We start from the raw sequence: 23,147 nt of genomic DNA on the forward strand, positions 1-23,147 counted from the left end.
GCTACGCATGAGCGCGACCGTTCTGGACGGCAAGGCCACCGCCAAGGCCATCAGGGAGGAACTGGCGGAGCGGGTGGCGAAGCTGCACGCCAAGGGCGTCGTCCCCGGTCTGGGCACCGTCCTGGTCGGTGACGACCCGGGCAGCCACTCCTACGTGCGCGGCAAGCACCGTGACTGCGCCCAGGTGGGGATCGCCAGCATCCGCCGCGACCTGCCCGCCGACGCGACCCAGGAGCAGGTGGAGCAGGCCGTCCGCGAGCTCAACGAGGACCCGGCCTGCACGGGGTACATCGTGCAGCTGCCCCTGCCCCGGGGGCTGGACGAGAACCGGGTGCTCGGGCTGATCGACCCGGACAAGGACGCGGACGGGCTCCAGCCGGTCAACCTGGGCAAGCTCGTCCTCATGGAGAAGGCGCCGCTGCCGTGCACGCCGCGCGGCATCGTGGAGCTGCTCAACCGCTACGAGGTGCCGATCAAGGGCGCCGAGGTCGTCGTGGTGGGACGGGGGGTGACCGTGGGGCGTCCCCTGGGTCTGCTGCTCACGCGTCGGTCGGAGAACGCCACCGTCACCCTGTGCCACACGGGTACCCGTGACCTGGCCGAGCACACGCGCCGGGCGGACATCGTCGTGGCCGGTGCGGGTGTTCCGGGGATCATCACCAAGGACATGGTCAAGCCGGGTGCCGTCGTGCTGGACGTGGGTGTCTCGCGTACCGAGGAGGGTCTGGTCGGGGATGTCGCGCTCGACGTTCCCGAGGTCGCGGGGCACGTGTCGCCCAACCCCGGTGGAGTGGGCCCGATGACCCGGGCGATGCTCCTGGTCAACGTGGTCGAGGCCGCCGAACGCCAGGCCGCCGGGCTCTAGGCTCAGGTTTGTGGAGGGGGCGGTCCCGGGCGGGGCCGTCCCCTCAGCTGACGGGCTCGCGCTGGCTGGAGCAAGGCAATCCGAACGACGCGGCCTGGGAGAGCATTGAGCCTTATGGCGATTATGAGAGGAATGATCCCAGTGTCCGTATTTCGAGAAGTTGGAAAAATGGCCACTTGTCACTGGTAAGTTGCCACTTCAAAGAGTCTGCTCCCCGCGCACGCGGGGATGGACCCTCCGAACGCAGCGCGGAGGGCGACCCGCCCACCTGCTCCCCGCGCACGCGGGGATGGACCCGGGAGCCAGAGCGCCCCTACGGACGGACACCACTGCTCCCCGCGCACGCGGGGATGGACCCCCCGGCCGCCACCTTCCCGAGCGCAAGGTGGCCTGCTCCCCGCGCACGCGGGGATGGACCCACCGGAGTCACCGGACAGGGCTTCGAGAACTTCTGCTCCCCGCGCACGCGGGGATGGACCCGCCAGGAACGCGGCGACTCCGGACTGTGCTCCCGGGGGGAGCATCCCGAGCACTGCTCCCCGCGCACGCGGGGATGGACCCCAAGCCGGGTCCCCGTCATCACCACTGCTGGGCTGCTCCCCGCGCACGCGGGGTGTGTGGTGCCGCGCGGTGCGAATGGTCAGCGATCGACTCAGGGCAGCCGGATTGAGCACCAGGCCCCCGGGCTGTGATCGAATATTCAGACGGCCCTGGAAGTGTGGCCGAGTCCTGCTATGAGGCTGAGGTCAGACGCTGCCCGTCGTGGCTACGGACATGCGGGGCGTTGTGGTCCAGGGCGTCGAGGAGGCGGATCGCGTAGGCCTCGGTCATGAGCTCGGTGACATCGTCGGGTGTGAGCCAGCTGACCTTGGTCGACTCGGTGGAAGGGCGTTCCGTGCCTCCGGAGGGCTTGCAGCGGAAGACCAGGGCGATGATCCCCCGAGTGGTGTTCTTGTAGACCCCGGTGAGTTGGTCCAATTCGACGTGGATGCCGGTCTCCTCCCAGACTTCACGGCGTACCCCTTCTTCCGGGGTCTCCGAGAGTTCCAGGACACCTCCAGGAAGTTCCCACCTTCCGTTGTCCGCACGACGGACGGCAAGAAACCGACCGTCGTCATTGATGACGGCTCCTGCGACGGACACGGAATGGAGCGGCGTTGAAGGCCGATCCCCAGTGCTGTCACCCATATACATGAGCATAGGAGGTGTGGAAGGACCATCGCGAGCGTTGTAGGGGCAACGTCCGGTAAGCCCCGGTATCTCCAGATCGCGGATGACATCGAGGAGCAGATCAGGAGCGCTCGGTTGGCTCCCGCTGAGGAGGTTCCGAGCGAGAACGCTCTGATGGAACGCTATGGCGTTTCGTTGGGAACGGTTCATAAGGCGATCGCCCAGTTGCGTACCTCAGGGCTGGTGGAGACGTTCCAGGGCAAGGGGCCCTTCGTCAAGTCCCGGCCTCCGGTCACCCGCAAGTCCTCGGACCGGTTCCGGCGCTCGCACCGCCGAGCTGGGAAGGCCGCTTACATCGCGGAGAGTGAGCAGGCCGGGTGAAGTCCAGTGTCCAGGTTCTCTCCGTTGGACCGGTGGCCTGCTGACAGGGTCGCCTACTTCCTGTCGGCTGGGCGGAAACATACTGTTAGCGCAGATGGATGCAAAGAAGGGCCCCACCTCACGGTGTGGGCCCTTTGTCCTTCTCCAGATCAGCCAGTGGTGCCTACTGCGGCAAGCAGGGCTGCTGACCACTCCCCGTGGGCGAAGGCCAGGTGTCCAGCCTCACGATTCTTCGTGTCGCGGACGGCGTGCATAGCCGGGGTGTCAGCGATCGACGCAGTCGTTGGCGTTAGCGCTGTAGCTGGACTTGCGGAAGTCCAGTCCGGTGACAGATGAGGACGAATGCATGTGGTGCCTCTAGTCCGTGATGAGCTGCTTCATCAGCTCAATGGACGCAGCCTTGGACAAGGCGTCCATGCTGACGTGTTCGAATACCTTGCTGCCACGGGGCAGCGGGCACTGTATTCGCGGAAATGAGCACCAGGGAGCCCTCGCAGCCGCGGGGGCTCCCTTCTGCCAGCTTAGGATCGCGTGCTGTGTAGCAGCGCGACCCACTCCGGTCCGGAGAACGGCAGGTAGCCATGCTCGGGATACTTTGAGTCGCGGACTACGGTGCCCCCGGGGATGTCGGCGACAGCGACACAGTCGCTCCGGTCGCTGTAACTCGACGTACGAAAGCTGAGTGTGTCGGGATTGGGAATGAGGTTCACTTTGCTCTCTCAGGATGCCTTGGCAATGTCACGCAGGTAGGCGACGCTCTCGTCAACGCCGAGGGCCCTGCTCACGAGGTGATTAAAGAGGGTTCGGTAACGGGCAATTTCGTCTGGCTCCTCCAAAAATAGGCCGTCTTGGTCCATTTCGAGGTAGACAACTGGTTCGGCTGCTGCGAAGTCCATCAGAACGAAGCTGCCCTTCGCCCCTGCGTGGATGCCAGCGCTGAACGGGACCACCTGGATCGTGATGCCTTCACCGTTGTCAGCCATATCGGCCAAGTGCCCAGCCTGCTCACGGCATACCTCTGGGTTGGCGCGCAGTCTTTCGATCGCTCCCGCGTCGATCACTGCCCAGAGGCCTGGCCGGTTCTCACTGGCGAGGATCTCCTGCCTGCGGCGGCGTGCGTCCACCACGCGCAGAATGTCTACGGGGTCTCGGACTAGGTTTGCCGATCTCGCCAAAAGTTCCACATAGCCCGGTGTTTGTAGCAGCCCCGGAACGATCATCGGCTGGTATGTGCTGATGGCGGTCGCATCAGATTCCAGAACCGGGAACTCGTCTGGGATGACGTCGCTGTACTTCGTCCACCAGCCCTTTTTCCCTGCCTGGCGGGTGATGGCGACCAGAGCTTCGCGACGCTGTGGGTCATCTACTCCGTAGACGTCCAGCAGGGCTCGCACCTCGACGACGCTGGGGCGAAGACGGACACCGGTTTCGATGTTCGAGACCTTGCCGATGCTCCATTCGGTGGCGGCTGCCGCATCGTCCAGGGTCATCCCCGCTGCGATCCGGTAGCGGCGGAGCTCCTCAGAGAGCCGTCGCCTGCGGACGCTTGGACGTGATGGATCAGACATGGGGGCTCTCTCCTGGGGCGGTGTCTCTGAGGATGTTACGGCTGGTCGGCGATTCGGTCATCCAGTAACAGATAGGTTGAAATCCTCAGAGTATGGGGAACAGGAAAATCTAAAAACATTGAAAGTCTGAAGTTTTCATGGTTTCCTGAGTTTACTCAATCCCAAGCTGGGCTTCCTACCTGGCACTTGAGCTCCAGGAGGTGTGCGCTGATGGCGCCCCGATCCCTCAATCTTTCTGCGCTGGTGCTGGCATGTGTGTGCCATCTCGTGTCCGTGGCGTTCCATCGCCGTCGTCCCAGGCAGGCCGCACGCGTGCGAGCCTTCGCCGCGAACCCCCGCCGCACCAGTGTTCGTTCCCGTGGTCCGTTGATCCCCTCGCCCCGAAGGCCGATCGACTCCGTCCCCTTGCAGGTCCTGGAGGTTGTCCTGGCCGGGCTGCGGCGTCTGGTGGTGGCCACGTGAGCGTGTTCTCCCCCGAGCTGACCACCCGCGAGGCCACAGTCCCTCTGGCCAGCTTCATCAAGCCCTTCCACGCCCACTACTTCTCCCGCACGGTGGGCACCCCGTTCCGTAAGCGCAAGTACGCCTTCGCCGGACTCCCCAGCCTCATGCCCCTGGTCCGCGCGTTCCTGGACACCAGCGCCGCCGAACGCAGCACGGACTACCGGTACCTGTTCACCCTCCTGGGGTCCGAGCTGGCCAACAACGCCCTCGCGCACTCGCTGTCGAGTGAGCACGGCCAGACCTACTCACTCACCGTCGACCGAGGAGCGAGGGGGATGACGCTGACCTGCCAGGACCAGGGCACCCGGCAACCCATGGCTTCCGGGCCGCTCACCGCCACCGACCTTCCCGTCCTCACTCCCGAGATGGGTCCGGGCAAGGGCCAAGGGATCGGATTGGGGCTGGTCAACGCCCTCGCGGACCGGTGGGGAGACAACGGCAACCCGAAGTTCCGACAGGTCTGGTTCCACCTCTCCTACGACCTCACCCACAACCCGTGGTCGCAGATCAACACCGAAGAGGGCGAGGTGGAGTGCTGATGTTGGACATCGACACCCGGGACCTGCTCGCGACCGCCGAGGACGCGTTGGCAGCCCCCGCTCATCTGACTCCGGCGCAGGTGGACGTGTGGCACAACCACACCCTGCGCAACCGCCTCCCCCTGGTCCTGGAAGCCCTGCGCATCGCCCGCGAGGGGGGCAACGCCGAACAGGCGATGCAGCTCATCGACCAGGCCATCCACGACCACCCCGCACCCACTCGGGTGCCCGGCAACAGGCCCGTATCAGGGCAGGTTCCGAAGCAGAACAACCCGCACATGGAGTCGCTGCCGATCCCTGAACACGTGCTCTGCACCCTGTTGCACACGCACTGGAACATGACCGTCGAAGGCCAGGTCCCCAACGAGACCTTCGTGGCCCGGCGTCCCCTCGGATGGTCCGGTGACGGCGACCCCTACGAGCGGATTACCGCACCCAACCGCATCGAGTTGTTGCGGTTGCTCGCTCACCGGCACCTGGGTGTTCACAGGAGCGATCCGGAACCTCCGCCCGCTGCCTGAGAGGCTCCGGAGCCGTTCCATGAAAAAGCTCTGGCGGGTGCGACAACACCCCCAGAGCAGGCCGACAACAACCACCTGCTTAGAGAAAGCGATTGCCGACATGGCCATTGTGCCGCACACCCCTGCCCTCGACCACACGAACAGCCCTCCCGAGAACGCGCCCCGGTGGGACTGCCGCGTTTACCCCGGACAGCTCTCCCAGACCAGCCGGGTCCGCACCGACCTCACCGTGGACCTCGACCGCATGACCAACCTTCCGGTCGAGGCTCGGGAGGAGATGGTGTTGTGTCTGAGCGAGATGTTCGCCAACGCCTGCGAGCACTCCCGATCCGGACAGGACCCCGACGGCCGGGTCGTGCGCACCCTGGACCTGCCCCGTCCGAGGACGGTGCGGATCTCGATCATCGATGACGGTACCCGGACCAACACCTCGGACTCTTCTCCGAGGGTTCCGCGCAGGCGCACAAGGAGCGAATGGGATCAGGCTGAGCGCGGCCGGGGACTGCTGCTGCTTGGTCACCTGGCCACCCGTTGGGGGTTCCGCCCGGTGTTGGACTTCCCGTTCTGTGCCGGGCTGGGCACCGTGATCTGGGCCGAGTTCACCCACCCCGCCCTCACCGCCGCTGGCGGGAACTCCTGTGGGGGTGTGCGATGACCGGGCCTCAGGTCCGGGAGGAGATCCGGTCGATCCTGACCGCTCCCCGAGGCCACCGCTTCCCCCGACCCGGAGAACGCCCGCCGAGGAAGTCCGTCCCTCCGGTCACCGCCTCTCGGATGTCCCCTCCCCGGAGTGTTCCGGCCAAGGTGGACGCACCCCGGCCGGGATCGCCTCGGTCGGAGATGCCCTGGGAGGAGACCTACCAGGCCAGGCGGGAACGGCTGCTGCGCCAGATGGACGGTAACCCCAGGGTGGCGTACATGCTCCAGCACGGGCCGGTTCCGCACTGGGTGAAGGTGGCTCGCAAACAGCGCGAACAGAACGCCCGGGAAGCGGCCGCTGCCCGGAGGAAGCCGAATACCGAACTTCCCCGAGGTCGCCACCGGGCGCCGCGCTCTTGGTGGGGGTGGCCCGCCACAGCCATGGGAGCGTCCCTGCTCTACGGTCTGCACGTCCTGGACACCGTCGGCCCGGCTCTGGCCCACAACATCGGCATCCTGACCTAGCCCAACACAAGAAGGACAGGGGCTCGGAGGCAACAACGCCACCGGGCCCCACGATCATGTGTGCTGGGACAGGTCCGTGCACTGTGTGTAGCGTCCGTCGCCGCAGTCGCGGTCTGCGACCAGCCGTCGGTGGGGTGGCCGAACGCCGACCAGTGGTGAAATCGGCACGCTGGGAAGGTTGGTCCTGATGTAGCGTCCCGAGGAGTCCCGGTTCGGCCGGAGCAAGACATCCAACCCACGCAGATTCGGAAAGCGCTGAGCCCTATGGAGATTGCTGTCCGTATGTTCCCAGTGTCCGTATTTCGAGAAGTTGGAAAAACGGCCACTTGCCGCTGGTAAGTTGCCAGTTCAAAGAGTCTGCTCCCCGCGCACGCGGGGATGGTCCCGCCTTGCGGGTGATCGGGTCGAGCTTCGCGTCCTGCTCCCCGCGCACGCGGGGATGGTCCCCCATGGAGGCCAGGACATGAAGCAGAGCCCGACTGCTCCCCGCGCACGCGGGGATGGTCCCTCTGGTGGGGGTGGAGGGCACCCCCACGGAGTCTGCTCCCCGCGCACGCGGGGATGGTCCCCGCTCCCGGGGTGTCAGCATCCGGCCGTTGACCTGCTCCCCGCGCACGCGGGGATGGTCCCCTGTGGGGCGCGCTCTGGGTCGGTGTGGGGGTCTGCTCCCCGCGCACGCGGGGATGGTCCCGCCCGGATGGCACCGTCGGGTCGGACTTCCACGCGCGCGGAGTTCTGCTCCCCGCGCACGCGGGGATGGTCCTAACCCGTAGAGTCTCTGCGGGGAAGATCATCCCTGCTCCCCGCGCATGCGGGGATGGTCCCGCCGAGGCCCTCGGGCCGGTCGCTGACGACATCTGCTCCCCGTGCACGCGGGGATGGTCCCCGGTTCCACGACTGGCAGGACTACAACCCTTCCTGCTCCCCGTGCACGCGGGGATGGACCCTTGCCGGTCCTACGGGCGTGCTCGGGACCGGCTCCTTCGTGGCCGACGGCGTATCCTCACCCCGACCGGCGAACTCGCGACGCACAACGGCGCGACCCCGGTACCCGCCCCCCAAGGCAAGGTGGACGTCATGAGTGAGAACTCCCCGAACGAACAGCCGTGGTCCGGCAGCGAACTGGCCCACTACGAGGCCGCGCTGGAGGCGATCCACGGCGCTATGGGCGCCTACAGTGCCCTGATCGCTCACGAAGAGGCCAAGGAGGCTCCCGACGAGGGAGTGATCGCGAAGGCGAGCGAAGGCCGACGCGCATGCGTCCGCCGCCGTGAGGCTCTCGACCCCGCGAACGCGACCGACATCGCGCGAGTGCGTGCCGAGTTCAGCGCCCTGGCTGAAACCGTGCGGGCCGCCCGCCGGTGAGTCCCGGGCTCGCGGGTGGGACCGGTTCCACCCACGAGCCTCCTTCTCCCTCAGCTGGCGCGGCGGGTGCGTCCTCCCACCGGCATCGGGCGGACCAGGCCCAGGGCGACGACCTCGTTCGCCAACCGCGTGCGCCGGTTCTGCCCCTCCGGGATGCGGAACTTCTGGTAGAGCCGCAGCAGGTGCTGTTTGACCGCCGCCTCGGTCACCACCAGGGCCTCCGCGATGTCGCGGGCGGTGGCCGGAGCCACGAAGGCCTCCTCGGACAGCGCGGGCTGGCACAGGGCGGTGAGCACGTCCAGCTCGCGGCGGGTGAGCTCGGGCGCCGCCCCACGACGTAGCTCGATGTCGGGGCTGAGCTGCTCGGCGGGCAACCCGCCGACCCTGCAGCGGGCGCCACCGAAGCTCACCACGTCCCCCTCCTCCAGCACACGGCGCGCGATGGGCCGCCCGTTGACCCGGGTGCCGTTGCGGGACAGGCCCAGATCGACCACGTAGACGTAGGGCCCACGCCGGACCAGCTCGGCGTGGAGCTGGGACACGCTGGGGTCGGTCAGCCTGATGTCGGCTCCCTCACCTCGGCCGACCGTGGTGACCTCGTGGGGGAGGGGTCGGATGTCCCCGGTCTCCTCCAACCGAAGGTAGGGACCGTCCACGGTGACTCCTCCCGGGCTGCTGGGGCGCGGTCGGTGGGGGTGCGGCCTACGGTGGTGGAGAGGCGGCTGTCGGGGGGTGGCCGATCGGTCTACACGTCGCGTGGGCTTCATGGGGGTGGTCCTCGCTCACCGGTGCGCTCGTCTCCACCTGGGTTACCCGGCTGGTACGTGTTCTACGCGCTTACTTCGGAGTTAGGCGGACAAGACGGGGAAATACGGCTCTGTGACCGAACCGGAAGCAGGAAACGGTCACGGGAGACCCGCAAGGGAGACAAGTCCGTTTCCGTGAGCCCTGGGGCTCCGGCCGTGCGGTTCACTAGTATGAACGCGGCCCCTCCGGTAGGACGGCGCCCCTGTTCGCGCGGGGCGTCCCGCGCCGCCAGGAACATGAGCCACACTGGAGTGCCGTTCGGTTTCGGACGGCTCCTCCTCGACGTGTGGCCGGTCTGTGCCAGCCGACCGGGGAGGGGCCGTGGGTACGAGCCGCACGGCGGCCAGGCAATTCGGAAGCGAACGGGTCGGGACGCGGTGGACGACGCTGAGCAGACGCAGGTGGCGCGGTCGGACGGGGGCACCCCGGACGGCGGGGCGGCGGAGGGCGGCGGCCGCCCGAAGGTGCCGTACTGGCTCTCCCAGGTTCCCTACGCGCTGGTGCTGTCGGCGCTGGCGGCGGGGATCGTCGTGGTGGCCGCCGCCTACTTCAAGCGCGGCCCGGCGATCATCGCCGCCGCACTGCTGCTCGCGGCCACCTTCAGGTTGCTGCTGCCCAAGGACTGGATCGGGCTCCTCGCGGTACGCCGGAGATGGGTCGATCTGCTCACGCTGGTGGCGCTCGCGGTCCTGCTGATCGTGTTGGCCTGGGTGGCGCCGCAACTCTCCTCTTAGGCGTCGAATAAGCTTGATGTCGAGATACCGCGACACTGACAAGCTCCGCCTCCCGGTCAGCACGGACACCGGGCGGGATCAGGGATTGCCGCGCGCGCGGACCGGGACCGGCCACGAACCGGCCCCGGCTCTCCGCCGCACGAGGCGGTAGCGAGGACTGAAGGGACAGCCACACAGCCATGGCCAAGATCAAGGTCGAAAACCCCGTAGTCGAGCTCGACGGCGACGAGATGACCCGGATCATCTGGTCCTTCATCAAGGACCGCCTGATCCTGCCGTACCTCGACATCGACCTCAAGTACTACGACCTCGGTATCGAGGAGCGTGACCGCACCGACGACCAGATCACCATCGACGCGGCCCACGCCATCAAGAAGTACGGCGTCGGCGTCAAGTGCGCCACGATCACCCCCGACGAGGCCCGCGTCGAGGAGTTCGGCCTCAAGAAGATGTGGCGGTCGCCCAACGGCACCATCCGCAACATCCTCGGCGGCGTCGTCTTCCGCGAGCCCATCATCTGTGAGAACGTGCCGCGTCTGGTGCCGGGCTGGACCAAGCCCGTCATCATCGGCCGCCACGCCCACGGCGACCAGTACAAGGCCACCGACTTCAAGGTGCCCGGCCCCGGCACGGTCACCATGACCTACACCCCGGCCGACGGCAGCCAGCCGGTCGAGTTCGACGTCGCGAACTTCCCCGAGGAGGGCGGCGTCGCGATGGGCATGTACAACTACCGCAAGTCCATCGAGGACTTCGCGCGGGCCAGCCTCAACTACGGCCTGGACCGGAACTACCCGGTCTACATGTCCACCAAGAACACCATCCTCAAGGCCTACGACGGCATGTTCAAGGACGTGTTCGAGGAGATCTTCGAGACCGAGTTCAAGGACAAGTTCGCCGCCGCGGGCATCACCTACGAGCACCGTCTCATCGACGACATGGTCGCCGCCGCGCTCAAGTGGGAGGGCGGCTACGTCTGGGCCTGCAAGAACTACGACGGTGACGTCCAGTCCGACACCGTCGCGCAGGGCTACGGCTCGCTCGGCCTCATGACCTCGGTCCTGCGCACCGCCGACGGCAGCGCCGTCGAGGCCGAGGCCGCCCACGGCACCGTGACCCGTCACTACCGCCAGCACCAGCAGGGCAAGCCCACCTCGACCAACCCGATCGCCTCCATCTTCGCGTGGACCCGCGGTCTGGAGCACCGGGGCAAGCTGGACAACACCCCGAAGGTCGTCGAGTTCGCGAACACCCTCGAGGACGTCGTCATCAAGACCGTCGAGGGCGGCCAGATGACGAAGGACCTGGCCCTGCTGGTCGGCTCCGAGCAGGAGTGGCTGACCACCGAGCAGTTCCTCGCCGCTCTGGACGAGAACCTGAGCAAGCGCCTCGCCTAGGACAGGGCTCGACGCGGCGGTCCTGAGCCGACCGGCGCGGTGAGACCTTGACCACGCCCGGGCGTCCCCGTGAGGGGGCGTCCGGGCCTCGTCGTCTCCGGGGGTCTCCGGCGCGGGGCGAGAAGCGCGGAACACGGTGTTCGTGGGGGTTCGGGGCGCGCGGGACCCCGAAGTTCCCGGGTGTGTTTCCCGTGTTCGGCCCACATCCGAGCCTGGGAGGTGGAAGGATGACGGGGTCGGAGGGGCTCCTCGGGCGCCGTGTGCGACGTAGGACACGTGAGCGCGATTCGCCCCTTTCGCGAACTTTGACCTATTGTGGAGACACGCCGGAGAGAACCGGCAGGCCAGAGGGGGTTTCGCCCTCCGGCCACCACGAGCCGACGTGCCGGCCGTGCGCCCGCTGGGGGGTAGGCGCGCACAGTACGGAACGTCACGAAGAAGGGCCCGTCACTCCGGTGACGGGCCCTTCGCTCGTTCCGGGTCAGTCCTCCATGGCCTCCTCGGGGATCGCCTCCCCGGTGCGCATCGCCTCGAACATCTGCTCGGACCGCGCCTCGTCCCAGAGCACCACCGAGCCCACGCCGTCCAGCGTGGGGGTGTCGCCCACCGGAACCGCCGTGGTCTGCGTGCCGCCGCGCATCGCCAGCAGCATGCTCGCCAGGTGACGCAGCTTGTCGCCCTCGTCCACCATGAACGTGTCCGTGCCCGCCAGCACCAGCGGCACCGACTTGAAGGGGTTGAAGAGCGTGGAGGGGGCGCTCGCCTCCTGGATCAGCGCGGAGAAGAACTCGCGCTGGCGCTGGATGCGGTCCAGGTCGGCGCGGGGCGTGGCACGGGTGCGCACGTAGCCCAGCGCGGTGCCGCCGTCCATCTCCTGGCAGCCCGCCGCGATGTCCAGGCCCGCCTTCGGGTCCGCCATCGGCTCCTCGGGGCACAGCTCCACGCCGCCGACCGCGTCGACCAGGTCCACGAAGCCGCCCATGCCGATCTCCACGTAGTGGTCGATCCGCACGCCCGAGGCCTGCTCGAAGCTCTGCACCAGCGGGGCCGGGCCGCCGCAGACCTCCTCGCCGTCCTCGCCGGTCCCGCACACGGAGTCCGCGAAGGCGGTGTTGATCTTGTTGTCCGCGTAGCCGGGGATCGCCATGGGGACGTAGGAGTCACGCGGCACGCTGACGATGGTCGGCTCGCCGTCACGCGGCATGTAGAGCACCATGATCGTGTCCGTGCGGCGCCCCTCGGCGCGGCCGGTGGCCAGGTCGCGGATCTGGTCGTCGTCCAGACCGTCCCGGCTGTCGGACCCGACGATCATGTACGTGGTCCCGGGCTGGCGGTCCGGGCGCCCCTCGTAGTCCTGGAGGGCCTCCACCCGCTGCAACCGGGAGTCGGCCCACAGGTAGAACGCCGCGGGGACCACCAGCAGCAGGACCAGGACCAGGACCGCCGTGTTCCGCGCCGTCCTCTTGCGGCGCTCCCGCGCGCGCCGCTGGTGCCCGCGCCCGTCGTACTCGCGCCCGGCGCTGTGCGTGCGGCGCTTCCGCGGACGGTGCGGGGGGACCTGGTCGGCCGGGGGGAGCCGTCGGGTGTCGCCCACCGCGCGCTGTTCGGACTCACGGGGGCGGTACAGCCTCTCGAACTCGTCCGGCCTCCCGGAGTCGCCCCCGCGCCGGAACACGCCCGCGTCGTCGTGTCCACCGGTCGAGTCCGGCCCTTCCCGGTGCCGTCGGTCAGCCATCGAATCGCCTATCCGCTCCGTGCCATGTGTCGCTCGGGTGTGTCGTACGTCCCTTGTGATCGCTGACAGAGTAGTCCGGTTCGATCCGATGTCGTCCGGCGCCCGTTGGCTCGCGTACGGAACGCCCACGGGGCAGGGCCTCCGGGGGCCCGAGGTCAGCCCCTCCGCGAGGCCCCGTCCGAGGGCAGCGCCGCACGGACGCGCGGCGGAGGCCACCCCCTCTCCGCGAACGCGTCCCGGACCGCCGACTCCAGGCCCGCCACTCGCTCCTCCGCGACCAGGGCGAACGCGGTCCCCGCCCACCCCGACATGCGGGCCCCCCGGGCCCCGGCCCGCGCGGCGGTCTCCACCGCGAGCTCCACGGCGGGCAGAGGCAGGTCGAACCCGCGCAGGGACAGGTGGGAGGCGGACAGGATCGGCCCGGTCTCCGCCGCGCGGCCCGCGCGCAGCAGCCCCACCGCCGCGTTGAGCCGGTGCACCTCGGTGACGGCGTACTCCACCCGGTGGCGCAGCACGGGGTTCTGGAGCCGACGGAGCGCCCCGGGCAGGTCCTGGACGGAGCGCAGCGGGCCGAGGGCGTCCTGGGCCCGCGCCAGCTCGGCGGCGCGCACCGGTCGCGGGTCCCGCCTCGGCAGCGCCCCGGTCTCCAGCACCACCAGCCGCAGCCCTGCCTCCGCGAGGTCGAACGGCAGCACCGTGGTGCGACCGCTGGTCAGGTTCACCCGCACCGCGTGCCCGGCCCGCGCGTCCAGGGCCACGCCGGTGGGCCGCTCGGCTCCGGTGAGCTCGGCCAGGGCCAGGGCCACCGCCGCCCCGACCGCCGAGGCGTGTCCCAGGGAGGCGTGTTCGGGCAGGTCCGACCCGATCAGCACCCGTATGCCCCGGTCGGCGCCCAGAAGGCCGCTCGCGCGCGCTTCGTCCTCGGCGCGGGCCACCGCTCGGGCCGAGGGGGTCCGGCCGCCCAGCGGGCCGCTGGGGGTCGCCACACGCGTGGAGCCGTCGGCGCTGGTGCCGACCGCGACGGTCACGCCCCAGGGCAGGGCCACGTGGAGGGCGGCCCCGCCACTGGCGGCCGTGTGTTCGCCCATGAGGGCGAGCCGACCGGGCGCGTGCCACAGTCCGGCGGGCTCCGTCCCGAACCGCCGCGCGTACTCCGCCCGCAGGAACCCCTCGTCGTGTCCCTCGGGCCAGTCGCCGACCGGCCCCGAAGTCCGTGCCCCCAACACCGCGCGCACCCGCGCCCCGGTGATCCCCACGTCCCGCCCCCGCTCTCCTCGGTGAACACCGGGTCCAAGTCTGCCCCCACCTCGGTACCGGACGGGCGTGGGGCTTTCCTCCCGAGAGGTCCCCGACGCTAGGGTTGCCGACCCGACGACTCCCAGCCGTCTGCCACCCGACCCCAGCCACAGGAGGAGCCCCCGATTGCGCACCCCAGCCACGACCGTCGCCTCCCCCCACATGCCCCGGCCACGGGTGTCTCAGCCACAGTTGGACGGCCGACCCGCCACCTCAGGAACAACCGTGAGTGCTGCCCGTTCACCCTGGACCCACGCGTGAGGGCCGCCCGTTCACCCCGGCCGCTGGGGGGTGCCCGTTCGGCGCCGGAGAGGGTTCTGGAGGTGCCGCAGGTGGGATCGCGAGGAACGAGCCATCACACCGGAGGTGCCGAAGGTTCCTCTGCAAAGGCGCCGGACCCCGGGCCGAAGCGAAGCGGAGGCCCGAAGAGGACACGCGCCAGGGAGACCGCCCAGCGCTACCAGAACGCGGCGATGGACGGCTACTGGGGCCTGCGGCGCCTGTACCCGTCGATCGACCACCTGGTGCGCGCGTACGAGCGGTACTCGGACCGCAACGGCACCCAGCTGGCGGGGGCGGTCACCTACTTCGCCTTCCTCTCGTTCTTCCCGCTGCTGGCGCTGGCCTTCGCCGTGGTCGGCTTCCTGGCCTCGCAGCAGGTGGAGGTGACCGCCTACCTGGAGCGGGCCCTGGACGACGTCCTGCCGGGGCTGTCCCAGCAGCTGCCGATGGAGGAGATCGCCCGGGCCCGGGTGGGCGCGGGTGTGCTGGGCCTGTTGGGCCTGCTGTACGCGGGGCTGAACTCGGTGTGGTCCCTCCGTGAGGCCCTGCACTCGATCTGGCTGAACAGTCTCCGGCAGGGCCCCAACTACGTGGTGCGCAAGCTGGTGGACCTGCTGGTGATGGTCGCCCTGGGCGCCGCGCTGGTGTTCACGGTGGCCTTCACCGGGTTCATGCAGACGGCCACGGTCTGGATGCTGTCCCTGGTGGGTCTGGACGGGTCGCTGGTGGCCAACCTGTCCCTGCGGGGGTTGGCGCTGGTCATCGCGGTCGCTGTGAACATGTGCCTGTTCGTGCTGATCTTCGCCCTGCTGTCGGGGGTGGGGCGGCCCAGCGCCGTGATGTGGCGTGGAGCCCTGTTGGGCGCGGTGGGGTTCGAGATCCTCAAGAACGTCGCCACGCAGCTGCTGGCGGGGACGCTCGGCAACCCGGTGTACGCGTCCTTCGCCGTGCTGGTCGGCCTGTTGGTGTGGATCAACCTGGTGATGCGCGTGGTCCTGTTCAGCGCGGCCTGGACGGCCACCTGGCTGCCGGTGCCGCCGCCCTACACCGGGTCCTTCCCGCTGCCGGAGGAGAACGGCATGGACTGGACGCGTCCGCGCCCGGTCCTGCGGCCGAGTCCGGAGGCGCTGGCCGAGCGACGAAGCGCCCAGCGGTGGCTCGCCCTCGGGTTGTCGCTGGCCGGCGCGGTGTTCGCGGCGGGTGTCGCGGCGGTGGCGGTACGCATGCGGCGCGGTTGACCACGGAAACGTCAAGGGACCGGAAAGAAGTCCTTTTTTACTGTGGGTTGATTCCGTATGCGCGCGGTGTGAGACGGGTAGTCCTCCTCTGTCCCGGATGACCGGTTCTCCGGGGCCAGCGGTGCGTCGGTCACAAGGGCTGTCCCACACCAGGAGGTCAGATGGGAATCGCATTCAAATCGTCCGAGCGCGCGACACTCGGGGTCGAGTGGGAACTCCAACTCGTCGACCGGAACAGTCGCCATCTGCGACAGGAGGCCGGGCAGCTCCTCGCTGAACTCCCGGACCTCAGCAGTGAGGCCGCGGTGCCCCCGTTGCGGCACGAGTTGATGCAGTCCCAGGTGGAGGTCGTCACGGGGATCTGCGAGACGGTCGAGGAGGCCAAGGGTGACCTCGGTCGCAACGTGGCGCGGATGCGGGAGGTGCTGGAACCCCGTGGTGCCACGCTGACCTGTTCCGGCACGCACCCGATCGACCACTGGCGGGACCAGCAGCTGAGTCCCGGCAAGCGGTACGGGGAGCTGGTCGAGCAGATGCAGTGGCTGGCCCGCAGGATCCTGACCTGCGGCGTCCACGTCCACGTGGGGGTGCGCGGCCAGGAGAAGGCTATTCCCATTGTGAACGCACTTGCGAAGTATCTCCCACATTTTCTTGCTTTGAGTGCTTCTAGCCCGTTTTGGGGTGGTCATGACACGGGCTTGGCCTCCGCACGCTCGATTGTCTTCGGTGCGCTCCCCACCTCGGGGCCCCCGCCGAACCTCGCCGGGTGGCCCGCTTTCGAGGATTACCTCGAAACCCTTCTCAATGCGGGTACCATCGCCTCTATCAAGGAAGTCTGGTGGGACATCCGTCCGCACCCGGATTTCGGCACCATCGAGATCCGGATGTTCGACGGGATTCCCACCTTGCGCGAGGTGGGAATGGCCGCCGCTCTCTCCCAGTGTCTGGTGGAGCTGTTCGATCACCAGCTCGACCGCGGGTACAGCTTGCCCAGCCCGCCGTCCTGGGTGGTGAAGGACAACAAGTGGCGGGCCACCCGCTACGGACTCGACGCTCGTGTCATCACGGACTCACACGGAACCACCGTTCCGATCCGCGACGACCTCTATGAGCTGGTCCGCGAACTGGCGCCGGTCGCCGCCCGCCTGGGCTGCGCGGAGGACCTGGACCTGATCTCCGAGATCCTGGACAAGGGTGCCTCCTACGAGCGCCAACGGGCGGTGGTCGCCGACGGCGGTTCGCTCGAAGACGTCGTGGACCTGCTCTCAGCCGAGTTCGAGGGGGACACCGCCCGCGCGGCATTTGTCGGCGCGCGATAGAAGTAACGAAATGGGGACCCTCGCATGCAGGGACGTGACCTGCCGGAGCAGTTGACGGCTTTTCTGGCGCGCCATGAGCGGGAGCTCACGGGATTCCGCCGGGACCTGCACATGCACCCGGAGCTGGCCTTCGCGGAACACCGCACCACGGGCCGCCTGGCCGAACGCCTGCGCCAGGCGGGACTCGCCCCCCGGACCCTCCCCCAGGGAACCGGACTGATCTGCGACGTCGGAGACGGCCCCGGCCCCATGGTCGCGCTGCGCGCCGACATCGACGCGCTTCCCCTCACCGACGAGAAGGACGTCCCCTACCGCTCCACCGTCCCCGGCGTCGCCCACGCCTGCGGACACGACGTGCACACCACGGTCCTGCTGGCCACGGGCATCTTCCTCGCCCAGCAGGACCGTGCGGGCGCGCTGCCCGGCCGCGTCCGGCTCCTCTTCCAGCCCGCCGAGGAGCTCCCCGGCGGTGCGGTCGAGGTGGTCAGGGCCGGTGGCATGGAGGGCGTGGACCGGGTCTTCGCCCTGCACTGCGACCCCCGCCAGATGGTCGGCAAGGTGGGTCTGCGTACGGGCGGCATCACGGCCGCCTGCGACCAGATCATGGTCCGCCTGTCCGGGCCGGGCGGCCACACCGCACGCCCGCACCTGACCTCCGACCTCGTGTACGCGCTCGGCAAGATCGTCACCGAACTCCCCGCCGCGCTGTCCCGCCGCGTCGACCCCCGCGCCGGGTTCAGCCTCGTGTGGGGCCGGATCAGCGCGGGCTCGGCCCCCAACGTCATCCCCGACGACGCCGTCGCGGAGGGCACCGTCCGGTGCCTGGACGACGAGGCCTGGCACGCCGCCCCGGACATCCTCAAGGGCCTGGTGGAGTCGGTCGCCTCGGCCTACGGCGCCGACGCCGAGGTCACCTACCGCCGGGGCGTCCCGCCGACCATCAACGAGGCCCGCAGCGTGGAGATCATGCGCGAGGCCACCACCACGGCCCTGGGCGCCGACGCGGTCACGCCGACCCCGCAGAGCCTGGGCGGCGAGGACTTCGCCTGGTACCTGGAGCACGCGCCGGGCGCGCTGGCCCGGCTGGGCACCCACTCCCCGGACTGGAACGGCGACATGCTGGACCTCCACCGGGGCACCTTCGACGCCGACGAGCGGGCGATCGGTGTGGGCACCCGCCTGATGGTGACCACGGCGCTCACGTCCCTGTGGGAGGACGCCCCCGAGGGAGTGCGCGTGGACACCGAGGCCCTGGCCTGACCGTCCTCCCGCCCTCCGCCCCTCCAGGCGGTGCCCGGACCTCCGCCAACGGAGCCACCGGGCGGCTTCTGCCGGATCGTCGGTAACTTCGTGTCGCCGTGTCGGGTGCCCTCGCCGCCTGGTGGCATCCTGAATGGATGAACCAGCCACTCACAGTCGAACAGATCCGCCGGGCGCCCAAGGTGCTCCTGCACGACCACCTCGACGGCGGGCTGCGCCCGTCCACGGTGGTGGAGCTCGCGCAGGAGGCGGGCTACCGCGACCTGCCCACCTACGACCCGGCCGAGCTGGGGCGTTGGTTCCGCGACGCGTCGGACTCCGGGTCGCTGGAGCGCTACCTGGAGACCTTCGCGCACACCACGGCGGTCATGCAGAGCCGTGACGCCCTCGTGCGCGTGGCCGCCGAGGCGGCGGAGGACCTGGCCGCCGACGGCGTCGTCTACGCGGAGCAGCGGTACGCCCCCGAGCAGCACCTGGAGGGCGGACTCACCCTGGAGGAGGTCGTGGAGGCCGTCCAGGAGGGGCTCGAACTGGGGGAGAAGCGCGCCGCCGACGCGGGCCGCGGCATCCGCACCGGTCAGCTGGTCACCGCCATGCGCCACGCGGCCCGCTCGTCGGAGATCGCGGAGCTGGCGGTGCGCTACCGCGACGCCGGGGTCAGCGGTTTCGACATCGCGGGCGCGGAGGCGGGCAACCCGCCCACCCGCCACCTGGACGCCTTCGAGTACCTGCGCCGGGAGAACTTCCACTTCACCATCCACGCCGGTGAGGCGTTCGGGCTGCCCTCCATCTGGGAGGCGCTCCAGTGGTGCGGCTGCGACCGGCTCGGCCACGGCGTGCGCATCATCGACGACATCGGCGCGAACGAGAACGGCGTGCCGGTGCTGGGACGCCTCGCGCAGTACGTGCGGGACAAGCGCGTGCCGCTGGAGATGTGCCCCAGCTCCAACGTGCAGACCGGCGCCGCCGAGTCCATCGCGGACCACCCGATCCGCCTCCTGCGGGACCTGCGCTTCCGGGTCACGGTCAACACGGACAACCGCCTCCAGAGCGGGGTGACCCTGTCGGAGGAGTTCGCCAAGCTGAGCGAGGCCTTCGGCTACGACTGGGACGACCTCCAGTGGTTCACGGTCAACGCCATGAAGTCGGCCTTCCTGCCGTTCGACGAGCGGCTGGCACTGATCAACGGCACCATCAAGCCCGGGTTCGCGCAGCTGAAGTGGGCGACGCACTGATGGCCCGATCCGCCGAGGGGGTCACCACGCACTACTCGACCTCGTCCCGGGTGCTGGCGATCGCCTGGATCGTCGTCGCGGTCCTGCTGCTGCTGGACCTGGTGCTGCGCGGACAGGACCGGACGGCCTGGATCGCCGGGGCCGTCCTGGTGTTCAGCGTCGCCACCGTCTACGCCACGTGGCTGCGCCCCCGGGTGGTGTCCACCGAGCGCGGGATCCGGATGGTCAACCCGCTGCGCGAGACCTTCGTGCCGTGGGCCGCCGTGCAGTGGGTGGACGTGGTGGACGTCCTGCGGGTGCACACCCCGGAGCGGGTCTACCGGTCCTGGCCGCTGCGCGAGACCAAGCGGGCCAGGGTGCGGGAGAACATGCGCCGTGAGTCGGGCTACCTCGACCACGACGACGACCGGGACCCCACCACGATGCGCCCGGTGGACCTGGTCGCCCGCGAGCTCCGCCGTGACGCGGAGAGGTACCGGGCCCGTCCGCTGCGCGGCCCGATCAGGGAGATCGACGAGGAGGGTCCGGCCGCGCTGGGCGCCGAGGACCGCCCGCAGACGATGGTGCCGGTCGAGGTCATCGTCGTCCTGGGCGTGCCGCTGGTGCTGTTCGTGGCCGTGCTGTTCATCGCCTGACCAGGTGTGCGTCCCGGATCCGACCCGGCCCCCCGCATGGAGCGAGGGGCCGGGTCCGTCGTTCGTCGGGGCCGCCCCTGGGCGTGGGACGGTCGCCGCGCGGACGTGCCGGACGCGGGGTTGACGCACCCCCCGAAGTTCTGGTTAGGTTAGGCATGCCTAAGGGAGAACGTTCCGGGTGGGCGGGCTTCGCGCGGATGGCCACTCACCCGGATCCTCCTCCCAGGGCAACGCGCGCGGTTCAACTGAATATCGGGAAGAGAAGGTGCTGTCAGCGCCAGTCCAACGGGGTCTGCGGGGATCCTGGGCGCTGGGCGGCACCGGGGAAAGCACCGCCTTCGACCGGACCCACGGTCGGTACCGTCCATCCCATGGCCTCGGGATGTACGCTCGCCACGCCGGTACCGGACGTCCCGGGTCCGGTCGAAGGTGCCCCAGCCTCGTCCCGGCACGGCCCCACGGGGCCGTGGACACCCAGCACGACGAAGCCCGGCCTCGGCCGGGCTTCGTGCTGTCCGTGTCCGGCCCCCGGGCGGGGGCCGCCGTGCCTCAGGCCGCCTCCAGTACCCGGTTCAGCAGCTCACCGAGACGCCGCGCCCGCTGGGTGACGACCTCCAGGGCGCGCTCCTGCTCGAACGGTTCCAGCACCGCCCCCAGCGCGTCGTTGCTGACCATCGACAGACCCAGGACCTCGGCCCCCATCTCGACGGCGGCGATGGTCTCCAGGGCGATCGAGCGCCCCACCACGTCCGCGCCCGCCTGGCGCAGGACCTTCAACTCGGTCTGCGTCTGGAGCTGCGGGCCCGTCGTCGACACGTACACACCCTCGGCCAGGGACGCGTCCACCTCGTGGATGACGCCGCGCAGCCGCTCGCTGTAGGCACGGGTCAGGTCCACGAAGTCGGGACCGGCCAGCGGCGAGGTCGCTGTGAGGTTCACGTGGTCCCGGAGGACGATCGGCTGGCCGGGCTGGAAGTCGGTGCGCAGGGAACCGGCGGAGCCGGTCAGGACCGCGACCCGGGCGCCCGCGGCGATCCCCGTCCGCACGGCGTGCGTGGCCACCATCGGGCCGAAACCCTCATAGAGGTGGACGCGTCCCACGAACACGACCACGCGCTTGTCGCCCACCCACATGCTGCGGACCCTGCCGCTGTGCCCCTCCGCCGTGGGCCGCACGAACCCGGGCAGTTCGGTCGCGTCGATGTCGATGTCGGGCGTGCCCAGCGTGTCCACCGCGCCAGCCCAGCCGGAGCCGAGCACCACCAGGGCGTCGAAGCTGTCGGCGCCGGCCCGGGCCAACAGCTCCTTCGCCGCGGAGTCCGCCAGTTGCTTCGCCTCGCCCGTGGTTCGGGGCGGCTGCTCTGATTCGCTCACAAGTCGGATACTACCGCTCTGTAGTCAGTTGACACCGGAGCGCAACGCAGGGTGTTCGAAGGGCGGAATGTACGTGTCACCCCGCGTGAGGCGGGTGGCCCGGTCCACGTGTCCTTCGTCGCATTCTCCGAGCTTCGGAGGGGGTCCGACGGGCCGGTCTCCGCCCCGCACCGTGCGCTGACCGGGGGTGGCTGCGGTCATCGACACCCGGCATGGCCGACAATGGAGGGAAGCGAGACAACCAGGTGGTGCCCTGCCATGCCCGAACATCGCCCCGGACCGGGAACGGGTAGGCCGCATCGCCCGCAGAGGGAGTGAAGCAGCGTGACGAAGGTCGTGATCATCGGTGGCGGGCCCGGGGGCTATGAGCCGGCGTTGGTCGCCGCGCAGTTGGGCGCGGACGTGACCGTGGTGGAGCGCGACGGAATCGGCGGTTCCTGCGTCCTCACCGACTGCGTCCCCTCCAAGAGCCTCATCGCCACGTCCACCCGCACCACGTACGTGCGCGAGTCGGGCAGCCTGGGCATCCACATCCCGGCGGCCGAGGAGCACAAGGAGCCGGTCGAGGTCGACATCGACCAGATCAACTCGCGGATCAAGCGCCTGGCGCAGGCGCAGTCCGACGACACCCGCGCGCGCCTCGTCAAGGAGGGCGTCGAGGTGGTCATCGGGGAGGCCCGGCTGGTCGACCCGCACATCGTGGCCGTCGGAGACCGCCGTATCCGCGCCGACGTCGTGCTCATCGCGACCGGCGCCCACCCGCGCGAGCTGCCCACCGCCAAGCCGGACGGCGAGCGCATCCTCACCTGGCGCCACCTCTACGACCTGGAGGAGCTTCCGGAGAAGCTGATCGTGGTCGGCTCCGGCGTCACCGGCGCCGAGTTCGCCAGCGCGTACCAGGCCCTGGGCTCCGACGTCACCCTCGTGTCCTCCCGTGAGCTGGTGATGCCCACGCAGGACTCCGACGCGGCCGAGGTGCTGGAGGAGGTCTTCATGCGACGCGGCATGACCGTCCTCAGCCAGACCCGCGCCGAGTCGGTCGTGCGCACTGAGGAAGGGGTCCGGGTGACCCTCTCCGACGGCCGCACCGTGGACGGCAGCCACTGCCTGATGACCGTCGGCATGATCCCCAACACCGAGGGCCTGGGCCTGGAGGAGGCCGGGGTGCGCCTGGGCCGGGGCGGTTTCGTCGAGGTCGACCGGGTCTCCCGCACCACCGTCCCGGGCGTGTACGCCGCCGGTGACTGCACGGGCGTGAACATGCTGGCCTCGGTGGCGGCCATGCAGGGACGCATCGCCATGTGGCACGCGCTGGGCGAGGCCGTGTCCCCGCTCCAGCTCTCCACCGTCGCCTCCACCGTGTTCACCCACCCCGAGCTGGCCGCGGTCGGCGCCAGCGAGGACGACGTGCGCAGCGGGCGGATCGACGGCCGCACCGTCACCCTGCCGCTGAACACCAACCCGCGCGCCAAGATGAACCAGGTCAAGGACGGCTTCGTCAAGCTCATCTGCCGTCAGCACACCGGGATCGTCCTCGGCGGCGTCATCGTCGGCCCGCGGGCCAGCGAGCTCATCCTGGGCGTGTCCATCGCGGTGCAGCAGCGCCTGACCGTGGACGACATCGCGCACACCTTCTCCGTGTACCCGTCGCTGTCGGGCAGCGTCACCGAGGCCGCCCGCTCGCTCATGCTGGCCTCCCCGGAGTAGGGGAGGGGAACCTTCCCGGTACCGGCCCCGCCCGCCGTGTGGGCACGTGCA

At 69.5% G+C, this 23,147-nt stretch carries 22 protein-coding genes, 1 pseudogene and 1 CRISPR repeat array; of the genes and pseudogenes, 15 read left to right on the forward strand and 8 right to left on the reverse strand.

The genetic code is table 11. From position 1 onward, the window contains the following. The first annotated feature begins 7 nt into the window (after positions 1-7). Positions 8-865, forward strand: a complete 858-nt coding sequence (locus ACFW3L_RS18970) for a bifunctional methylenetetrahydrofolate dehydrogenase/methenyltetrahydrofolate cyclohydrolase (RefSeq protein WP_378742226.1) — start codon at positions 8-10, stop codon at positions 863-865. Between the two features lie 732 nt (positions 866-1,597). Here the strand turns inward: ACFW3L_RS18970 and ACFW3L_RS18975 are convergent. Continuing rightward, positions 1,598-2,059, reverse strand: coding sequence for an NUDIX hydrolase (locus tag ACFW3L_RS18975; protein ID WP_378742459.1), 462 nt, complete (start codon positions 2,057-2,059; stop codon positions 1,598-1,600). A 24-nt stretch (positions 2,060-2,083) separates the two neighbouring features. On the opposite strand from ACFW3L_RS18975, the pseudogene ACFW3L_RS18980 reads away from it, so the two are divergent. Beyond that, positions 2,084-2,451 (forward strand): annotated as a pseudogene (locus ACFW3L_RS18980) (GntR family transcriptional regulator); the annotation flags it as partial. Between the two features lie 114 nt (positions 2,452-2,565). Here the strand turns inward: ACFW3L_RS18980 and ACFW3L_RS18985 are convergent. From ACFW3L_RS18985 to ACFW3L_RS18995, 3 genes are all read right to left on the reverse strand, one after another. Then, positions 2,566-2,670, reverse strand: coding sequence for a DUF397 domain-containing protein (locus ACFW3L_RS18985; RefSeq protein WP_378742228.1), 105 nt, complete (start codon positions 2,668-2,670; stop codon positions 2,566-2,568). A gap of 267 nt (positions 2,671-2,937) precedes the next feature. Then, on the reverse strand, positions 2,938-3,126 hold the full coding sequence (locus ACFW3L_RS18990; protein ID WP_378742230.1) for a DUF397 domain-containing protein: 189 nt from the start codon (positions 3,124-3,126) through the stop codon (positions 2,938-2,940). 9 nt (positions 3,127-3,135) lie between these two features. Further along, a complete protein-coding gene (locus ACFW3L_RS18995) occupies positions 3,136-3,984 on the reverse strand; it encodes a helix-turn-helix domain-containing protein (RefSeq protein WP_378742232.1) in 849 nt (282 codons plus the stop codon). A gap of 458 nt (positions 3,985-4,442) precedes the next feature. On the opposite strand from ACFW3L_RS18995, the gene ACFW3L_RS19000 reads away from it, so the two are divergent. From ACFW3L_RS19000 to ACFW3L_RS19020, 5 genes are all read left to right on the forward strand, one after another. Then, a complete protein-coding gene (locus ACFW3L_RS19000) occupies positions 4,443-5,027 on the forward strand; it encodes an ATP-binding protein (RefSeq protein WP_378742234.1) in 585 nt (194 codons plus the stop codon). Continuing rightward, complete coding sequence (locus ACFW3L_RS19005) at positions 5,027-5,548, forward strand: hypothetical protein (protein WP_378742236.1); 522 nt, start codon at positions 5,027-5,029, stop codon at positions 5,546-5,548. Before ACFW3L_RS19000 ends, ACFW3L_RS19005 begins: the two co-directional genes overlap by 1 nt. 100 nt (positions 5,549-5,648) lie before the next feature. Beyond that, positions 5,649-6,203: an ATP-binding protein gene (locus ACFW3L_RS19010; protein ID WP_378742238.1), complete on the forward strand. Its 555-nt coding sequence runs from the start codon at positions 5,649-5,651 to the stop codon at positions 6,201-6,203. A 185-nt stretch (positions 6,204-6,388) separates the two neighbouring features. Continuing rightward, positions 6,389-6,712: a hypothetical protein gene (locus ACFW3L_RS19015; protein ID WP_378742240.1), complete on the forward strand. Its 324-nt coding sequence runs from the start codon at positions 6,389-6,391 to the stop codon at positions 6,710-6,712. Positions 6,713-7,069: 357 nt separating this feature from the next. Then, a CRISPR array of direct repeats spans positions 7,070-7,659; the repeat unit is 29 nt; unit sequence CTGCTCCCCGCGCACGCGGGGATGGTCCC. Between the two features lie 130 nt (positions 7,660-7,789). Further along, entirely contained in the window at positions 7,790-8,077 is a 288-nt protein-coding gene (locus tag ACFW3L_RS19020; protein ID WP_378742242.1) for a hypothetical protein, read from the forward strand. A 50-nt stretch (positions 8,078-8,127) separates the two neighbouring features. Here the strand turns inward: ACFW3L_RS19020 and ACFW3L_RS19025 are convergent, their stop codons facing one another. Continuing rightward, entirely contained in the window at positions 8,128-8,733 is a 606-nt protein-coding gene (locus tag ACFW3L_RS19025) for an FHA domain-containing protein (RefSeq protein ID WP_378742244.1), read from the reverse strand. A 528-nt stretch (positions 8,734-9,261) separates the two neighbouring features. Between ACFW3L_RS19025 and ACFW3L_RS19030 the strand changes: the two genes are divergently transcribed. Beyond that, entirely contained in the window at positions 9,262-9,618 is a 357-nt protein-coding gene (locus ACFW3L_RS19030; protein WP_378742461.1) for a DUF3017 domain-containing protein, read from the forward strand. 179 nt (positions 9,619-9,797) lie between these two features. Next, on the forward strand, positions 9,798-11,015 hold the full coding sequence (locus ACFW3L_RS19035; RefSeq protein ID WP_378742246.1) for an NADP-dependent isocitrate dehydrogenase: 1,218 nt from the start codon (positions 9,798-9,800) through the stop codon (positions 11,013-11,015). 481 nt (positions 11,016-11,496) lie between these two features. Here the strand turns inward: ACFW3L_RS19035 and ACFW3L_RS19040 are convergent, their stop codons facing one another. Both ACFW3L_RS19040 and ACFW3L_RS19045 read right to left on the reverse strand, forming a co-directional pair. Then, a complete protein-coding gene (locus ACFW3L_RS19040) occupies positions 11,497-12,750 on the reverse strand; it encodes an LCP family protein (RefSeq protein ID WP_378742249.1) in 1,254 nt (417 codons plus the stop codon). Positions 12,751-12,905: 155 nt separating this feature from the next. Further along, on the reverse strand, positions 12,906-14,006 hold the full coding sequence (locus ACFW3L_RS19045; protein WP_378742251.1) for a galactokinase family protein: 1,101 nt from the start codon (positions 14,004-14,006) through the stop codon (positions 12,906-12,908). Positions 14,007-14,519: 513 nt separating this feature from the next. On the opposite strand from ACFW3L_RS19045, the gene ACFW3L_RS19050 reads away from it, so the two are divergent. From ACFW3L_RS19050 to ACFW3L_RS19070, 5 genes are all read left to right on the forward strand, one after another. After that, on the forward strand, positions 14,520-15,566 hold the full coding sequence (locus ACFW3L_RS19050; protein ID WP_378742253.1) for a YihY/virulence factor BrkB family protein: 1,047 nt from the start codon (positions 14,520-14,522) through the stop codon (positions 15,564-15,566). A 161-nt stretch (positions 15,567-15,727) separates the two neighbouring features. Further along, positions 15,728-16,885, forward strand: coding sequence for a glutamate--cysteine ligase (locus ACFW3L_RS19055; RefSeq protein WP_378742255.1), 1,158 nt, complete (start codon positions 15,728-15,730; stop codon positions 16,883-16,885). Between the two features lie 24 nt (positions 16,886-16,909). Then, a complete protein-coding gene (locus tag ACFW3L_RS19060) occupies positions 16,910-18,145 on the forward strand; it encodes a M20 family metallopeptidase (RefSeq protein WP_378742257.1) in 1,236 nt (411 codons plus the stop codon). Positions 18,146-18,282: 137 nt separating this feature from the next. Continuing rightward, positions 18,283-19,380 (forward strand): adenosine deaminase, encoded by a 1,098-nt coding sequence (locus ACFW3L_RS19065; protein WP_378742260.1) that lies wholly within the window; start codon positions 18,283-18,285, stop codon positions 19,378-19,380. After that, positions 19,365-20,015, forward strand: coding sequence for a PH domain-containing protein (locus tag ACFW3L_RS19070; RefSeq protein ID WP_378742262.1), 651 nt, complete (start codon positions 19,365-19,367; stop codon positions 20,013-20,015). Before ACFW3L_RS19065 ends, ACFW3L_RS19070 begins: the two co-directional genes overlap by 16 nt. A 549-nt stretch (positions 20,016-20,564) precedes the next feature. On the opposite strand, the gene ACFW3L_RS19075 is transcribed toward ACFW3L_RS19070, so the two are convergent. Continuing rightward, a complete protein-coding gene (locus tag ACFW3L_RS19075; RefSeq protein ID WP_378742264.1) occupies positions 20,565-21,389 on the reverse strand; it encodes a purine-nucleoside phosphorylase in 825 nt (274 codons plus the stop codon). Positions 21,390-21,713: 324 nt separating this feature from the next. Between ACFW3L_RS19075 and ACFW3L_RS19080 the strand changes: the two genes are divergently transcribed. Next, positions 21,714-23,096, forward strand: coding sequence for an NAD(P)H-quinone dehydrogenase (locus ACFW3L_RS19080; RefSeq protein WP_378742266.1), 1,383 nt, complete (start codon positions 21,714-21,716; stop codon positions 23,094-23,096). The last annotated feature ends 51 nt before the right edge of the window (positions 23,097-23,147 follow it).

Source organism: Nocardiopsis sp. NPDC058789, assembly GCF_042745575.1.
Taxonomy (GTDB): Bacteria; Actinomycetota; Actinomycetes; order Streptosporangiales; family Streptosporangiaceae; genus Nocardiopsis; species Nocardiopsis eucommiae.

Coding starts and splice junctions, on each gene's coding strand:
- ACFW3L_RS19065 (WP_378742260.1), top strand. CDS start 18,283: ATGAACCAGCCACTCACAGTCGAACAGATCCGCCGGGCGCCCAAGGTG.
- ACFW3L_RS19060 (WP_378742257.1), top strand. CDS start 16,910: ATGCAGGGACGTGACCTGCCGGAGCAGTTGACGGCTTTTCTGGCGCGC.
- ACFW3L_RS19005 (WP_378742236.1), top strand. CDS start 5,027: ATGTTGGACATCGACACCCGGGACCTGCTCGCGACCGCCGAGGACGCG.
- ACFW3L_RS18975 (WP_378742459.1), bottom strand. CDS start 2,059: ATGTATATGGGTGACAGCACTGGGGATCGGCCTTCAACGCCGCTCCAT.
- ACFW3L_RS19010 (WP_378742238.1), top strand. CDS start 5,649: ATGGCCATTGTGCCGCACACCCCTGCCCTCGACCACACGAACAGCCCT.
- ACFW3L_RS19050 (WP_378742253.1), top strand. CDS start 14,520: ATGGACGGCTACTGGGGCCTGCGGCGCCTGTACCCGTCGATCGACCAC.
- ACFW3L_RS18970 (WP_378742226.1), top strand. CDS start 8: ATGAGCGCGACCGTTCTGGACGGCAAGGCCACCGCCAAGGCCATCAGG.
- ACFW3L_RS19055 (WP_378742255.1), top strand. CDS start 15,728: ATGGGAATCGCATTCAAATCGTCCGAGCGCGCGACACTCGGGGTCGAG.
- ACFW3L_RS19040 (WP_378742249.1), bottom strand. CDS start 12,750: ATGGCTGACCGACGGCACCGGGAAGGGCCGGACTCGACCGGTGGACAC.
- ACFW3L_RS18995 (WP_378742232.1), bottom strand. CDS start 3,984: ATGTCTGATCCATCACGTCCAAGCGTCCGCAGGCGACGGCTCTCTGAG.
- ACFW3L_RS19015 (WP_378742240.1), top strand. CDS start 6,389: ATGCCCTGGGAGGAGACCTACCAGGCCAGGCGGGAACGGCTGCTGCGC.
- ACFW3L_RS18985 (WP_378742228.1), bottom strand. CDS start 2,670: ATGCACGCCGTCCGCGACACGAAGAATCGTGAGGCTGGACACCTGGCC.
- ACFW3L_RS19035 (WP_378742246.1), top strand. CDS start 9,798: ATGGCCAAGATCAAGGTCGAAAACCCCGTAGTCGAGCTCGACGGCGAC.
- ACFW3L_RS19020 (WP_378742242.1), top strand. CDS start 7,790: ATGAGTGAGAACTCCCCGAACGAACAGCCGTGGTCCGGCAGCGAACTG.